This is a genomic window from Rhodococcus sp. IEGM 1372, assembly GCF_030056835.1.
Taxonomy (GTDB): Bacteria; Actinomycetota; Actinomycetes; order Mycobacteriales; family Mycobacteriaceae; genus Rhodococcoides.
In genome coordinates, this window is record NZ_JASHKS010000001.1 from 19,553 (window position 1) to 34,655 (window position 15,103).

Below are 15,103 nucleotides of genomic sequence, written 5' to 3' on the forward strand. Positions count from 1 at the left end.
CTGCAATGTCCACCCCCACCGAAGATCAGCAGATCATCGCCGAGGATCTGATCCTCCTCGACGCCGATCTCGGCGAATCCAAGGAAGCCGTCATCGAACGCCTCGCAGGCGTTCTGGCTTCCGCGGGTCGCGCAACCGAGACCGATGCTCTGCGCGACGCCGCTCTGGCCCGCGAAGCGCAGTCTGCAACAGGCCTGCCCGGCGGCATCGCCATCCCGCACTGCCGCTCCGAAGCGGTCACCTCGGCCTCGCTCGGATTCGCCCGACTGAACCCCAAGGTCGATTTCGGTGCCCCCGACGGCCCCGCCGACCTCGTGTTCCTCATCGCCGCGCCGGCCGGTGCCGGATCGGCACACATGAAGTTGCTCTCCAGCCTGGCGCGCGCCCTGGTCAAGCCGGAGTTCGTCACCTCGCTGCGCAACGCGTCCTCGGCAACCGAGATCGTCACGCTCGTCGACGGCGTCATCAACCCTGCTGCCAAGCCGGCCGCGACGACCACTGCGGCAGCTCCCGTGTCGACCGCCAAGCACAGCGCGGCCGCCACCCCGGCCGAAGCCACTGCCCCCAAGCACATCGTCGCAGTCACCGCCTGCCCCACCGGAATCGCGCACACCTACATGGCTGCCGATTCCCTCGTCGCCGCCGGTGAGCGCGCCGGAGTCACGGTGCACGTCGAGACCCAGGGCTCGAGCGGCAGCACGCCGCTGGACCCGAAGATCATCGCCGGAGCCGAGGCAGTCATCTTCGCCACCGATGTGGGCGTCAAGGGCCGCGAGCGTTTCGCCGGCAAGCCCGTCATCTCCTCGGGCGTCAAGCGCGCCATCAACGAGCCCGACGTCATGCTCACCGAAGCCCTACGCGCTGCACTGAACCCGGACTCAGCTCGCGTCGGCGGTACCGCAGTGGCTGCCGGCTCGAACGACTCCGCAGGTGAACTCGGCTGGGGCACCCGCATCCGCCAGATCCTGCTCACCGGTGTCAGCTACATGATCCCGTTCGTCGCTGCCGGTGGTCTGCTGATCGCTCTCGGCTTCCTGCTCGGCGGATACGAGATCTCCGGAGTTGCCGAGGACATCGTCGTCAACAACTCCATCACCTCACTGCCCGAGGGCGGAATCGCCGCCTACCTCGGTGCCGTGCTCTTCCAGATCGGCGCGCTGTCGTTCAGCTTCCTGGTGCCCGCGCTGGCCGGCTACATTTCCTACGCGATTGCCGACAGACCAGGTCTGGCACCGGGATTCACCGCAGGTGCGGTGGCCGTTCTGGTGGGTGCAGGCTTCATCGGCGGTCTCGTCGGTGGTCTGATCGCCGGCTTCGTCGCACTCTGGATCAGCAAGTGGAAGATTCCCGCAGTTCTGCGCGGCCTCATGCCGGTCGTCATCATTCCGCTGTTCGCCACACTCATCGTCGGCGCGATCATGTTCCTGCTGCTCGGCAAGCCACTTGCCGCGATCACCAGCGGACTCACCGACTGGCTCAACGGCCTCAGCGGTTCCTCGGTCATCATCCTCGGCATCATTCTCGGCCTGATGATGTGCTTCGACCTCGGCGGACCGGTCAACAAGGCAGCCTACGCATTCGCCACCGCAGGCCTGTCGGTCACCGACACCGCGTCGCTGCGCATCATGGCAGCGGTCATGGCCGCTGGAATGGTGCCGCCACTGGCCATGGCACTCGCCTCGACCGTTCGCGCACGCCTGTTCACCGAAGCCGAGCGCGAGAACGGCAAGGCAGCATGGTTCCTGGGAGCTGCATTCATCTCCGAGGGCGCAATTCCGTTCGCCGCGGCCGATCCGTTCCGCGTCATCCCCTCGATGATGGCCGGCGGCGCAGTGACCGGCGCGATGATCATGGCGTTCGACGTCACCCTCAGCGCACCCCACGGCGGCATCTTCGTCTTCTTCGCGATCGGAAACATCCTGTGGTTCGTCCTTTCGCTGGCAGCGGGCACCATCGTCTCCGCGTTCCTGGTCGTCTCGGCCAAGCAGTTCGTCAAGGGCAAGAACGCCCCGTCGGACGCCGAACTCGATCCCGCACTCGCCACCGTCTGACACTCGCTACGATCGCAACAACCCCACTACGAAGGAGCACCATGCCCAGCACCACAGTCGCCGTCGGATCCTCGATCGGTCTGCACGCCCGCCCCGCAGCCCTGATCGCCGACGCCGTCGCCGAAGCCGGCGTAGACGTCACCCTCGCAGTGGCCGACTCGGAGCCGGTGGATGCAGGTTCGGCCCTGATGATCATGACGCTCGGCGCCACCAAGGGCACCGAAGTCACCGTCAGCAGCGACGACCAGGCAGCACTCGACAACATAGTCGCCCTCGTCGAAGCAGACCTGGACGCATAGGTCGTTCCGCAGGCTCCACTCCTGCGACGCCTAGGTCGTTCCGCAGGCTCCACTCCTGCGACGCCTAACGAGAACGCATCGATCGCCGGACGGTGAATCCCACCGCTCCGGCGATCAGCACCACACCGGCAGCGACGGCCGCTCGGAATGACCATTCCGAGTCAGTCGCTGCTGGCGTTTGCGGCGACTGATCTGCGCTCGAGGTCGGCGACACCGACTCCGGCGCACTGGATTCGGCGGCGGTGGGCTCCGGAACAGCGAGCTCGAGAGACAACGCATCCGTGAATCGAAGAATCGGCGGAAGGCTTCCGTCCGTCGGAGCGAAACCCGCTTCCGATGCGAGGAGCAGACTTCCGTCGTCGAGGAACGCCAGTGCCTCGCCCTGCGGTTGATCGGGCAAAGCCGTCACTGCCCGCGGCGTGGCAGGATCGACCAGCGCGGACGCAATATCTCCATCGGAAAAATCGAACAGGTACGCGTCGGTGTACGTGCGCACCGCGGCGACGCTGCCGTCGGCGCTCACCGCTCCCCCGGTCGCCAGTATCGATCCGACCACGAACGGCGGCCCACCGACCGTGTCCGTTGCGGTGAACGCCAGATCTCCGACCTTGCGCATCGGCGTCGGCCCAGGGCTGCTCAGATCGCTGACGGATTCGTCGCCTGCAGGTACGTACACCCCGCTCACGCCCGAGAGTTCCTTGGTGACGATCACCGGTCTACCACCGGGCTCGATCAGGATCGCCTCGGCGTCGTGTGCGCCGTCCGGGTAGGTCAGCCGGTACAGTTCGCCCGCACCCGATGCCGGGTCCATGCGCGTCAATGCCACTGTGTCGCGTCGCATCTGGTTGTCCCCGATGTCGGCCAACCACAGCGAGCCGTCGTACGAGGTCAGGTCCTCGACGTCGTACGGGTCGACGGGAACGTCGATCCATCGCTCGACCGTGCAGTCGGCACCGAGCGCCGCGACCCGATCATCGGCTCCGCTGTCGCCGATTGCGTAGAGGACCCCGTCGATCGAGGTCAGGCCTGACAACTCGGCGAGACCAGGATCGGTTGGTCGACAATACGTTTCGGTCTCGATCGGAGCGGCGAAGGCAGGCACCGACAACGCGACCGTCGTGGCGACCGCAGCCGCGGCCGCTCCGCACACCACCAGCCGTGGCCCCACCGAGATCAGGCGGTGGGAACGGTTGCCGTGAACTCGACCAACGCTGCCGCGAGCGATTGCGGCACACGCGCTTCCACGCGCGTGCCCTCTTCCTCATGGGTGGATTTCACGATCCGGCCGTCGGTGTGGATGCGCGCGACCAGATCGCCACGGGTGTACGGCACGAGTACGTCGACCAACACGTCCGGCTCGGAGAGGATCTCGGCCAGGTGATCTCGCAGGGCGTCGATTCCCTCGCCGGTCTTGGCCGAGACGAACCGCGCACCGTCGAGCAATCCGCGCAGCTGGGTCAGCTGCACCGGATCGGCAGCGTCGATCTTGTTGACCACCAACAACTCCGGCGGCATCTTCGCATCCTGCTCGCGAACAACCTCGGTGATCACCTCGCGCACGGCCTTGATCTGATCGATCGGAAGAGGATCCGATCCGTCGACCACGTGCAGCAGCAGGGTTGCATCGGTGACTTCCTCGAGCGTCGAGCGGAACGCTTCGACCAACTGAGTCGGAAGGTGCCGAACGAAGCCGACGGTGTCGGTCAGCACGATCTCGCGGCCGTCTTCGAGGGTCGACTTCCGCGTGGTGGGATCGAGGGTGGCGAACAACGCGTTCTGGACCAGCACACCGGATCCGGTCAGTGCATTCAACAGACTCGACTTGCCCGCGTTCGTGTATCCCACGATCGCGATGGACGGCACCGTACCGCTCAGGCGCTGTTCGCGTTTGGTGTCGCGGGCCTGCTTCATGCCCTTGATCTCGCGGCGCAGCTTGGCCATTCGCTCACGAATGCGTCGACGGTCGGTCTCGATCTTCGTCTCACCCGGTCCGCGCAGACCCACACCACCGTTGCTGCCCGCACGTCCACCGGCCTGCCGCGACATGGATTCACCCCAGCCGCGGAGCCTGGGCAACATGTACTCCATCTGGGCGAAGGCGACCTGCGCCTTGCCTTCTCGCGAGGTCGCATGCTGGGCGAAGATGTCGAGGATCAGCGCGGTGCGGTCGATGACCTTGACCTTGACGACCTTCTCCAGCGCATTGAGCTGAGCAGGCGTCAGTTCACCGTCGCAGATCACCGTGTCGGCACCGGTCGCAAGGACGATGTCGCGCACTTCCTTGGCCTTGCCGGAACCGATGTACGTCGCGGCATCGGGCTTGTCGCGTCGCTGCATCAGCGCTTCGAGTACCTCCGAGCCGGCGGTCTCGGCCAGGGCAGCCAGTTCGGTCATGCTGGACTCGGCCTGCGCGGCCGTGCCGGTGGTCCAGACTCCGACCAACACGACGCGTTCGAGGCGCAGCTGCCGGTACTCGACCTCGCTGACGTCGGTGAGTTCGGTGGACAGTCCGGCCACTCGACGTAGCGCGGTGCGGTCTTCGAGCTGCATGTCGCCGGACGACGGGGAGTTCTCGTCGTTCAGCGGAGACCGAGCCAGTCGCCTCGACCACGCGTCGGACTCTTCGCGAGTCCAGGCGGATTCGGTTTCGGGAGCACCGTCGACCTCGTCGCGACTGTCGTCGACCGGTTCGCCCGCAGGGGATGTTTCATGTGAGTTCGTCATACGTCACCCATGATCCACGAAAAGCCCAGCGTATGCACGCGGGTTTCGGTCCGGGCGGATGCCGAGGCCGGTGCGATCGTCAGGACTGAGCCTTCAGCCACCGGTCGTCGATCTCGCCGCGGGCCAGCAGCACCGACGGTCCGCGCAGAGTGGCACCGACGTGATCGATGTTCACGCGCACCCGACCGCCGAGGACACCGACGCTCACCTCACCGGTCTCGAGACCCTCGTAGGACAACGCGGCCGCGGCCGCCGCCACGGTTCCGGTGCCACACGATCGTGTCTCCCCGACGCCACGCTCGAACACGCGCATCTCGACGGCGCCGTCGTCGAGCCTGGTCAGGATCTCGACGTTCGCGCCGTGGGGAAAGAACTCGGAGTCCAGTGTCGGCGGTGCGGACAGGTCGAGAGCGCCGAGAGATGCGCGCGTCAACGTCCCGTCGACACAGGCCAGGTGGGGATTTCCGACGTCGATTCCGACGCCCTCGTACGTTCCGCCCGCGAGGGTCACGGAGCTCGAGCCCATCAGAGTGACGTCACCCATCGCCACGGTGACATCGGCGTCGGTGTCGTCGAACGAGTGAACGGTCACAGCGCGTGCGCCCGCACGCGAACCCACCACGAACTGGTCGCGTTGCTCGAGGTCGTGTACCCGCAGGTAGTGCGCGAACACGCGGACGCCGTTGCCGCACATCTCGGCGATGGTGCCGTCTCCGTTGCGGTAGTCCATGAACCAGTCCTCGGGCTCGACACCCGATGGAATGCGATCGAGTACGCCTGCGTCGCGGAGCACCCCGGCCCGGGCGACGCGCAGAATGCCGTCGGCACCGAGGCCCTGGCGTCGATCACACAACACCGAGACCGCCGACCTGGTGAGTTCGAATTCGGCTGCCGGATCCGGCAGTACGACGAAGTCGTTCTGAGTTCCATGGCCTTTGGCGAAGTGCATGGCCGCGAGTCTACGGGGGTTCCGTTACGCGGGGTCGATCGCGGACAGGGCGTCCGACGTCAGCGTGGGCGAGGCACCGTCGAGCCAACGGACACGGTCGTCGCGGCGAAACCACGAGCGTTGGCGTCGCACGTAGCGTCTGGTTCCGATGAACGTCCGTTCGCGCGCGAACTCGACGTCGTACTCCCCCGCCAACACGTCGAGAGCCTGCGCGTACCCGATCGCGCGCGACGCGGTGACGCCCTGACGCAGCCCCAGACCGAGCAGCCCTTCCACTTCGTCGAGCAGTCCGGTCTCGAACATCTGTCGCGTGCGCTCGGCGATCCGCTCGTCCAGTTCGGCCGTGTCGCGGTCGACTCCGAGCACCACCGTGCCCCAGCGAGGTGCGCCGATCTTCGGAGCCGAGGCCGCGAACGGCTGCCCGGTCAGCTCCACCACCTCGAGCGCCCGGACCATGCGCCTGCCGTCGGTGGGCAGTATCGATGCGGCAGCCTCGGGATCGGCGGCCGTCAACGCGCGATGGATCTCCTCGACACCGTTGCTTTCGAGGACTGCTTCCCACTTCGCCCGCACGACGGGGTCGGTTGCCGGAAAGGCCCACTCGTCGAGCAACGATTGCACGTACATCATCGACCCCCCGACGATGATCGGTCGCAATCCGCGCGATCTGATGTCCTCGACGTCGGCGACCGCAGCCAATTGATACCGCGCGACGGTGGCGATGTCGGTGACCTCGAGCACATCGAGTTGATGGTGCGGAATCCCCCGCCGCTGAGCGACTGGCAGTTTTGCGGTCCCGATGTCCATTCCCCGGTATTGCTGCATCGCGTCGATATTGACGATTTCACCGCCGAATTTCTCGGCCAGATCGAGAGCCAGATCGGATTTGCCTGCGGCCGTCGGGCCGATGATCGCGACCGGAGTCGTGGCCGGATCGCTCGCCCCGTCAGTCACGAGACCAGGTCCCCACGAAGTATCCGACGCCGAAAGGGGCACCTCGGTAGAGCTCCGTCGTCGTCTTCGCATCGGCTCCGGCGAGTGCTGCCAGCACCTGCCACGCCGCTCGGCCGCCGACACCGAGCGATGCGCACAGGTCCGGTTCCAGACCGGCCAACGCGTCGACGTCCGCTGCCGCGAGGGCATCGTCGATCCGGCGCTGGACCTCCTGGGCGCGCTCGTCGAACGATCCGGGGGCCTTCGGAGTCAGCGTGTTCGCCCCGTCTGCCAGGACCAGCACGCCCCAGCTCTCCGCCGAGGCGTCGAACTCTCGGCGCAGCTCCTCGCCGAACTCCGCGCACCACTCGGGGCTCGCATCGGCCGGGATCGTGCGGACCTCGACCGCGTCGTCGGGCGCAGCCTGTCCTCGCAGCCACCCCGCGATCAGAACGGCCAGCGGCAGGTCCGGGTCTGCCGCAGTCTGATCTGCGGCGCCGGACAGGCTCACCACCACGTCGACTCCGAAGCCCCGAAACGTACCGACAGTGGCCTCGCCGAACGTGGAGGACGTGCGATCGACGCCGACGGCGATCCAGCGGTCGACCGTCGACGTCAGGTGTGTCGTCGCGCTGACGGCGGCGACCCGAAGATCTGCTGTCTCGGCCTCCCCCGCGCCCATCAGTTCGGGGACCAACAACGGCGGAGAGGGCACCAGGGCCGCGGCACGAAACACGAGCACCACGCTAGTCGCTGGTGCGACTTGGCCGGACGGGTCCACCTCGAGTCGTCTGAGCTGTTTCAATGGTCCGATCGGTCGTCACCTAGTTCAATGGTGTCCAGATCGCGATTGAGGCAGCCGTGACGCGCGGCAGAGATGAGGAACAATGACCGACCCGAACGCCGGTACCCCCACCACCCCCGAGGCTCCGTCCTCCGATGCACCCGCCCAGCCCCCCGGTGCCACCGCTCCCGATGCGGCGAACCACGGCGGACCCAAGCCCGGAGGTGGACCCAAGCCGGGCGGTGGACCGAAGCCCGGTGGTGGACCCAGGCCCGCGGGTCCCGGTACCGGTTCTCCTCGGCCCGGCGGTTCGGCCGGTGCCAAACCTCACCCCACGCCCTCCCACGTCCCCACGGCAATCCCGGCGGTCACGCCTGCGAGCGATCCCAGCAAGTTCGGCAGAGTCGACGACGACGGTACGGCGTGGGTGACCACCTCCGACGGCGAGCGGCAGATCGGGTCCTGGCAAGCCGGAGACGCAGCGGAAGGGCTCGCCCATTTCGGTCGGCGTTACGACGATCTGGCCACCGAGGTCGGTCTGCTCGAAGCTCGATTGACCTCCGGTACAGGCGATGCCAAGAAGACCAAGGCCGCAGCGTCCGCGCTGCTGGAGAGCCTGCCGACTGCGGCAGTGATCGGTGACCTCGATCTGCTCGCGAGGCGACTCGACGCGGTCGTCGAGCATTCGGACGCCGCAGCAGCGGTGGCCAAGCACGAGAAGGAGCTCGAACGCGCCGAACACACGGCACGCAAGGAAGCTCTCGCAGTCGAAGCCGAACAGATCGGCAGCGAATCGACCCAGTGGAAGCACGCGGGAGATCGGCTACGCGAAATCCTCGACGAGTGGAAGACGATTCGCGGGGTCGACCGCAAGATCGACGATGCCCTGTGGAAGCGGTACTCGAAGGCTCGGGAAAACTTCAATCGTCGCCGCGGCGCGCACTTCGCCGATCTCGATCGTGAGCGCGGTGCGGCCAAGACTCGCAAGGAAGAACTCGTCGAGCGGGCCAAAGCCCTGTCGTCGTCCACCGATTGGGGTCCCACCGCAGCTGCGTTCCGCGATCTGCTGGTGGAGTGGAAAGCATCCGGCCGTGCTCCTCGTGATGCCGACGACGCTCTGTGGAAGAATTTCAAGGCCGCACAGGACGTGTTCTTCGCCGCCCGTAACGCCGCGGCCTCCGAGCGGGACGCCGAGTTCGAGGCCAACGCCGAGGCCAAGGAAGCCCTGCTGGCCAAAACCCACATCGACCCGAGCAAGGACCTCGACGCTGCCCGCTCGGCGCTGCGCGATCTGCAGGACAAGTGGGATGCAATCGGCAAGGTCCCCCGCGAGAAGATGCAGGAACTCGAAGGCAAACTGCGCGCGATCGAGAAGTCGGTGCACGACGCGGTCGAGTCGCAGTGGCGTCGCTCCGACCCCGAGGCCGTTGCCCGCGCGGCCCAGTTCCGCGAACGGGTGGCTCAGTTCGAGGATCAGGCTGCGAAGGCGACCGCAGCAGGCAAGACCAAGGATGCCGAGCGTGCGTTGGCACAGGCCCAGCAGTGGCGCGAGTGGGCCGACGCAGCGGAGAGCGCCGTCGACGAGCTGTGAGTCGACGAACTGGGATTCGCTGACCGGGGACGGCCGTTCGGGCCTACGGGGCCGAGTGGCCGTCCCACAGTCGTAGCTTCTGCTCACCCGACGCGGCCGCGATGCGTCGCTGCTCCTGGGCGGCGAGTTGGGCGTTCGTCTTCTTCCACACGGCCTTGAGCCAGTGGAACGTCAGAGCGATGACGGTGATCCACGCGATGATCAGGCCGATTCCCGGTCCGGCACCCTGCACGTTGTCCGGCACGGTCTGCCGCGTCCAGATCGAGAACATTCCGTACACCGACGACACCGCGCACCCTGCCAGGGCAGCCCAGGCCAGCGCCCAGATGCGGGTGACGAGTGCGAGCACCGACATCACCACACCGAACGTGAGCACGAGCACGACGAAGACGCGCGACGGCAACGCGATCGATTCGGCAACTGCGGCATCGCTGCCCGTGAGCACGTCGAACCCGCTGGCCGATCCGGTGTGCGGCAACGCGAACGTGAACAGCAGGACCATGACCAGCCCGGCCACCACCATGGCCCGCGCGCCCGGATCCAGTTCGGTCATCACCGCCCTCTCGGTCCGTCCGAGTTCCTCTGCGGATCGAGAGGGTACGACGCGATCGGGTCCGTCTGTCTCTGTCATGCGGTGCATCCTGTCTCTGGCGTCAGCGGCGCCGGTGCGCCGATCGAGGGAAGTCCGAGGCCGACGCCGATCGGTGCCGTCTTCGGCATCACTCCGCGTTCGTGGGCATCGCCTGCTGCCGTACGCCTGTGGGTGAGCACGCCGGCATCGGCGATGAGGTGGTACGGGGCGGCTGCAGTGAGTGTGGTCGTGACGACGTCACCCGGACGAATCTCGCTCGCCCTGTCGGCGTCCACGGCGAAGTGGACGAGTCGGCCGTCCCTGGCTCGCCCGCTCATCCGATGGGTTGCTGCGTTCTTGCGACCTTCACCGGTGGCGACGAGCAGTTCGACCTCGGTACCGATCAGCGCCTGGTTGGCCGCGAGAACGATCTCCTCCTGCAACGCGATCAGCCGCAGATACCGTTCTTGCACAACCTCTTTGGGAACCTGGTCGGGCATGTCGGCCGCCGGGGTGCCCGGACGCTTCGAGTACTGGAACGTGTAGGCGTTGGCGAACTTCGCCCGTCGCACCACGTCGAGGGTCTGCTCGAAGTCCTCCTCGGTCTCGCCGGGGAAGCCGACGATGATGTCGGTGGTGACAGCCGCGTGCGGCATGGCCGCACGCACCTTGTCGATGATGCCCATGAACTTCGTCTGCCGGTAGGACCTGCGCATGGCCTTGAGGATTCGGTCCGATCCGGACTGCAGCGGCATGTGCAGGGTGGGGCAGATGTTCGGGGTCGACGCCATGGCCTCGATGACGTCGTCGGTGAACTCGGCCGGGTGCGGCGACGTGAAGCGCACCCGCTCCAGCCCCTCGATCGAGCCGCAAGCGGTCAGCAGCGAGGCGAACGCGCCGCGATCACGGGGCATGTCCGGATCGGCGAACGAGGCACCGTACGCATTGACGTTCTGGCCGAGCAGAGTTACCTCGAGGACGCCCTGATCCACCAAAGCCTGTACCTCGGCGAGGATGTCACCCGGCCTGCGGTCGATTTCCTTGCCGCGCAATGCGGGGACGATACAGAACGTGCAGGTGTTGTTGCAGCCCACCGAGATCGACACCCAGCCGGCGTAGGCGGATTCTCGCTTCGCGGGAAGGGTGGAGGGAAAGGCCTCGAGGGATTCGAGAATCTCGACCTGCGCCTGTTCGTTGTGCCGGGCGCGCTCGAGCAGAACCGGCAGCGACCCGATGTTGTGGGTGCCGAAGACGACGTCGACCCACGGTGCCTTCTCCACGACGGTGTTGCGGTCCTTCTGCGCCAGGCAGCCACCGACAGCGATCTGCATGTTGGGATTGCGCGTCTTCGCGGGCCGCAACATGCCCAGGTTGCCGTAGAGCTTGTTGTCGGCGTTCTCGCGCACCGCGCACGTGTTGAACACGACCAGATCCGCGTCGGTGCCCGAGTCCGCCGGCACGTAGCCCGCTTCCTCGAGCAGTCCGGACAGCCGCTCCGAATCGTGGACGTTCATCTGACAACCGTGCGTACGCACTTCGTAGCTGCGGGCACCTGCCGCCGACCCGTCGGTGAGCGGTACGGGCTCGGTAACCCCGCGTTCGGTCACGTCCATGGTCGGAAAAACACTCGTTTGCACCCCTCCAGGGTACGTCCATCGCACCGACCGACACGCCGGGGTCGAGGGCTCCACCGGAGACTGTCCAGGGCCGATGCAGACCGTCAGTAAAGTTTCCATTACATAATCGAAGATGACGGGCGAAAACACCGGTCGGCGAGGAAACTACGCATAGGGTTTCGATCTATGACGCACGCCACCGACGCGCCGGCATCGACTCCCCCGCCGGGCGCACCTTCGATGATCTCGCTCAAATCCGTCGACAAACATTTCGGTGATCTGCACGTCCTCAAGGACATCAACCTGGAAGTGCCGGCCGGACAGGTCGTCATCGTCGTTGGTCCTTCCGGATCGGGCAAGTCGACCCTGTGCCGGACGATCAATCGGTTGGAACCGATCGATTCCGGTGCCATCGAGGTGGACGGAGACCTGCTCCCCGCCGAGGGCAAGGCCCTGGCCGCACTGCGTGCCGACGTGGGCATGGTGTTCCAGTCGTTCAACCTGTTCGCGCACAAGACGATTCTGCAGAACGTCATGCTCGCGCCCATGAAGGTGCGCAAGCAGAAGAAGGACGAGGCAGAGAAGAGCGCATTGGCTCTGCTCGAACGCGTGGGCATCGCCAACCAGGCCGACAAGTACCCCGCCCAGTTGTCCGGTGGTCAGCAGCAGCGTGTCGCCATCGCTCGATCTCTCGCCATGAACCCCAAGGTGATGCTGTTCGACGAGCCCACCTCGGCCCTCGACCCCGAGATGGTCAACGAGGTACTCGACGTCATGACCTCGCTTGCCAAAGAGGGCATGACGATGCTCGTCGTCACCCACGAGATGGGCTTCGCTCGCAAGGCAGGCGACCGCGTCATCTTCATGGCCGACGGAGCCGTCGTCGAGGACACCGATCCGGAGACGTTCTTCAAATCCCCCAAGTCCGAACGAGCCAAGGACTTCCTCGGCAAGATTCTCGGCCACTGACCCGCTGCACCGTTCATTCCGTTCACCCCACCCGATCCTTAAGGACATTCACAGTGAGAATCACCCGCCCGATCCGCCTCGGAGTTGCCATTGCAGCTCTGTCCATCGTTGCGACCGCCTGCGGCGGCGGCGAGGAAGCTCGCACCATCTCGACCAGCGCCGAGTCCGGCAACCTCATCGTCGGCATCAAGTTCGACCAGCCCGGCCTCGGGCTGCGCAACCCCGACGGCACGTTCAGCGGATTCGACGTCGAGGTGGCCAAGTACGTTGCCGGTCAGCTGGGTGTCGACGAAGCCAACATCGAGTTCAAGGAATCCCCCTCGGCCCAGCGCGAGACGCTGATCGAGAACGGTGAGGTCGACTACATCGTCGCCACCTACTCGATCACCGATACGCGCAAGGAAAAGGTCGGTTTCGCCGGACCGTACTTCGTGGCGGGACAGTCACTGCTGGTGAGCCAGGACAACACCGACATCACCGGTGCCGATTCGCTCGAGGGCAAGCGTCTGTGCTCGGTCACCGGCTCCACCCCGGCCCAGAACATCGCCGACGAGTACCCGGGTGTGCAGCTCCAGCCCTTCGACACGTACTCCGCCTGCGTCGAGGCACTGCGCAACGGCACCGTCGATGCGGTGACGACGGACGACATCATCCTCGCCGGCTACGCCGCACAGTCTCCCGGACAGTTCAAGGTGGTCGGTGAGCCGTTCACCACGGAGAACTACGGCATCGGCCTGAACAAGGACGACACCGAAGGACGCAACCAGATCAACGACGCCATCGAAGAGATGGTCTCCAGCGGTGCCTGGGAGCAGGCCTTCAACGACACCGTCGGCGCATCGGGCTACCCGCTTCCCGCCGCGCCGACAGTCGACCGCTACTGATCGACTCGATCGTCGTGTCCCGCAAGCCTCGCTTGCGGGACACGACGGTTCGATCTCTCCGAGCCGTGAGGATCAACAAGCACCGTGAATCTATTGAGCAAGTACGGCGATCAACTGATCGAAGCATTCCTGACGACGATCTATCTGACATTGGCATCACTCGTCGGTGCGCTGATCATCGGAACCGTCGTCGCCGCCATGCGGGTATCTCCCATTCCGATCGCACGCGGAATCGCTGCCACGTACGTCACCATCTTCCGTAACACTCCGTTGACCCTGGTCATCCTGTTCACCTCGTTCGGCCTGTTTCAGACAATGGGCGTCTCTCTGGCGTCTCAGTCGTCCCCTACGGGCCTCGACGACAACAACTTTCGCCTGGCAATCCTCGGTCTGAGCATCTACACCGCGTCGTTCGTCGCCGAATCGCTGCGGTCCGGAATCAACACGGTCCCGGTCGGTCAGGCCGAAGCGGGTCGCTCACTCGGCATGACGTTCACACAGAACATCTCCATCGTCGTTCTGCCACAGGCATTCCGAGCCGTGATCGGACCTCTCGGCAGCGTCGTGATCGCGCTCACCAAGAATACGACCATCGCATCGGTGATCGGCGTCGCCGAGGCGTCGTTCCTGATGAAGAACATGATCGAGAACGAGGCCGCGATCTTCGTCGTCGGTGGCATCTTCGCACTCGGGTTCATGATCCTGACGCTCCCGACCGGGTTGCTGTTCGGCTACATCAGCAAGCGATTGGCGGTGTCATGATGAGTGATGCAGTAGCAGTTCTGTACGACGTCCCGGGCCCCAAAGCGGTACTGCGATACCGCATTCTGACCGCGGTCGTTGCAGTCGTCTCGCTGGGGATCGCGTTTCTGATCTACCGGGCGCTCGACTCGAAGGGGCAGTTGACCGCTGAGAAGTGGGATCCGTTCCTCGAATCGACCACGTGGACCACCTATCTGTTGCCCGGCATTCAGGGCACGCTGGTGGCAGCGGCCCTGTCGATCGTGTTCGCCCTGATCCTCGGTGCCGTACTCGGTATCGGCAGGTTGTCCGATCATCGAGTCGTCCGAGTGATCAGCGGCGCATTCGTCGAGGTGTTCCGCGCCGTTCCGGTGCTGATCCTAATGATCTTCCTGTACGCCGTCTACGCCGACTACGAGGTCTTCAAGGTCAAGTACCTGGCCTTGGCTGCGGTGGTCACGGGCCTGACCCTGTACAACGGTTCGGTCATTGCCGAGATCGTGCGTGCCGGCGTCAACTCCCTGCCCAAGGGCCAGCGCGAAGCCGCGTCGGCGTTGGGCATGCGCAAAAGCCAGGTCATGCTCCTGGTTCTGCTCCCCCAGGCCGTCACCGCCATGCTTCCGGCGATCATCTCGCAGATGGTGGTGGCACTGAAGGACTCGGCGCTGGGTTACGTCATCGGTTACGTCGAAGTCGTCCGTTCCGGGCAGCAGGTGGGCGCGTTCTACAGCAACTACCTGCCGTCGTTGGTGATTGTCGCCGTCATCATGATCATCATCAACTCCGCTTTGACGAAGCTGGCCACCGTGGTCGAACGTCGTCTGCGTTCTCGCAAGCGCAAGGCCGGCGCGACTGAAGTGGTTCCGGCTCTCGACGGTGGTCAGGCAGCCTGACCCACACGACACTGCAACTGGTCGAGGCCGTCGACAAGTAAGGCCCGCAACACCGATGGTGTTGCGGGCCTTACTGTTTCTCGACGGCACCGGCTCGA

The 15,103-nt window shown here is 65.5% G+C and carries 14 protein-coding genes; 7 read left to right on the top strand and 7 right to left on the bottom strand.

The annotated features are described in order from the left end of the window. The first annotated feature begins 5 nt into the window (after positions 1–5). A complete protein-coding gene (locus QM590_RS00080) occupies positions 6–2,051 on the top strand; it encodes a PTS fructose transporter subunit IIABC (RefSeq protein WP_269593699.1) in 2,046 nt (681 codons plus the stop codon). 41 nt (positions 2,052–2,092) lie between these two features. After that, positions 2,093–2,350: an HPr family phosphocarrier protein gene (locus QM590_RS00085; protein WP_269593698.1), complete on the top strand. Its 258-nt coding sequence runs from the start codon at positions 2,093–2,095 to the stop codon at positions 2,348–2,350. 64 nt (positions 2,351–2,414) lie between these two features. Here the strand turns inward: QM590_RS00085 and QM590_RS00090 are convergent, their stop codons facing one another. The 5 genes from QM590_RS00090 to QM590_RS00110 form a co-directional block, all read right to left on the bottom strand. Then, positions 2,415–3,518, bottom strand: coding sequence for a hypothetical protein (locus tag QM590_RS00090; protein WP_269593697.1), 1,104 nt, complete (start codon positions 3,516–3,518; stop codon positions 2,415–2,417). Positions 3,519–3,523: 5 nt separating this feature from the next. After that, a complete protein-coding gene (gene hflX / locus QM590_RS00095) occupies positions 3,524–5,074 on the bottom strand; it encodes a GTPase HflX (protein WP_411741272.1) in 1,551 nt (516 codons plus the stop codon). Positions 5,075–5,153: 79 nt separating this feature from the next. Beyond that, complete coding sequence (gene dapF / locus QM590_RS00100) at positions 5,154–6,023, bottom strand: diaminopimelate epimerase (RefSeq protein WP_269593696.1); 870 nt, start codon at positions 6,021–6,023, stop codon at positions 5,154–5,156. Between the two features lie 24 nt (positions 6,024–6,047). Beyond that, positions 6,048–6,977 (bottom strand): tRNA (adenosine(37)-N6)-dimethylallyltransferase MiaA, encoded by a 930-nt coding sequence (gene miaA, locus QM590_RS00105; protein WP_269593695.1) that lies wholly within the window; start codon positions 6,975–6,977, stop codon positions 6,048–6,050. Next, positions 6,970–7,692, bottom strand: a complete 723-nt coding sequence (locus QM590_RS00110; RefSeq protein WP_269593694.1) for a class III extradiol dioxygenase subunit B-like domain-containing protein — start codon at positions 7,690–7,692, stop codon at positions 6,970–6,972. The genes miaA and QM590_RS00110 overlap by 8 nt, the downstream gene beginning before the upstream one ends. A gap of 151 nt (positions 7,693–7,843) precedes the next feature. Between QM590_RS00110 and QM590_RS00115 the strand changes: the two genes are divergently transcribed. After that, positions 7,844–9,331 carry a DUF349 domain-containing protein gene (locus tag QM590_RS00115; RefSeq protein WP_269593693.1) on the top strand — a complete coding sequence of 496 codons (1,488 nt, stop codon included), beginning with the start codon at positions 7,844–7,846 and terminating at the stop codon, positions 9,329–9,331. A gap of 43 nt (positions 9,332–9,374) precedes the next feature. Here the strand turns inward: QM590_RS00115 and QM590_RS00120 are convergent, their stop codons facing one another. Both QM590_RS00120 and miaB read right to left on the bottom strand, forming a co-directional pair. Next, entirely contained in the window at positions 9,375–9,962 is a 588-nt protein-coding gene (locus QM590_RS00120; protein WP_068050689.1) for an Rv2732c family membrane protein, read from the bottom strand. Continuing rightward, complete coding sequence (gene miaB / locus QM590_RS00125; RefSeq protein WP_223145642.1) at positions 9,959–11,515, bottom strand: tRNA (N6-isopentenyl adenosine(37)-C2)-methylthiotransferase MiaB; 1,557 nt, start codon at positions 11,513–11,515, stop codon at positions 9,959–9,961. The genes QM590_RS00120 and miaB overlap by 4 nt, the downstream gene beginning before the upstream one ends. A 243-nt stretch (positions 11,516–11,758) precedes the next feature. Between miaB and QM590_RS00130 the strand changes: the two genes are divergently transcribed. From QM590_RS00130 to QM590_RS00145, 4 genes are all read left to right on the top strand, one after another. Continuing rightward, positions 11,759–12,487 (top strand): amino acid ABC transporter ATP-binding protein, encoded by a 729-nt coding sequence (locus QM590_RS00130; RefSeq protein WP_170944851.1) that lies wholly within the window; start codon positions 11,759–11,761, stop codon positions 12,485–12,487. A 53-nt stretch (positions 12,488–12,540) separates the two neighbouring features. Continuing rightward, positions 12,541–13,371, top strand: coding sequence for a glutamate ABC transporter substrate-binding protein (locus tag QM590_RS00135; protein ID WP_094688752.1), 831 nt, complete (start codon positions 12,541–12,543; stop codon positions 13,369–13,371). 84 nt (positions 13,372–13,455) lie between these two features. Further along, complete coding sequence (locus QM590_RS00140) at positions 13,456–14,133, top strand: amino acid ABC transporter permease (protein WP_094688753.1); 678 nt, start codon at positions 13,456–13,458, stop codon at positions 14,131–14,133. Beyond that, positions 14,133–15,005, top strand: a complete 873-nt coding sequence (locus QM590_RS00145; protein ID WP_269593692.1) for an amino acid ABC transporter permease — start codon at positions 14,133–14,135, stop codon at positions 15,003–15,005. Before QM590_RS00140 ends, QM590_RS00145 begins: the two co-directional genes overlap by 1 nt. Positions 15,006–15,103 lie beyond the last annotated feature (98 nt).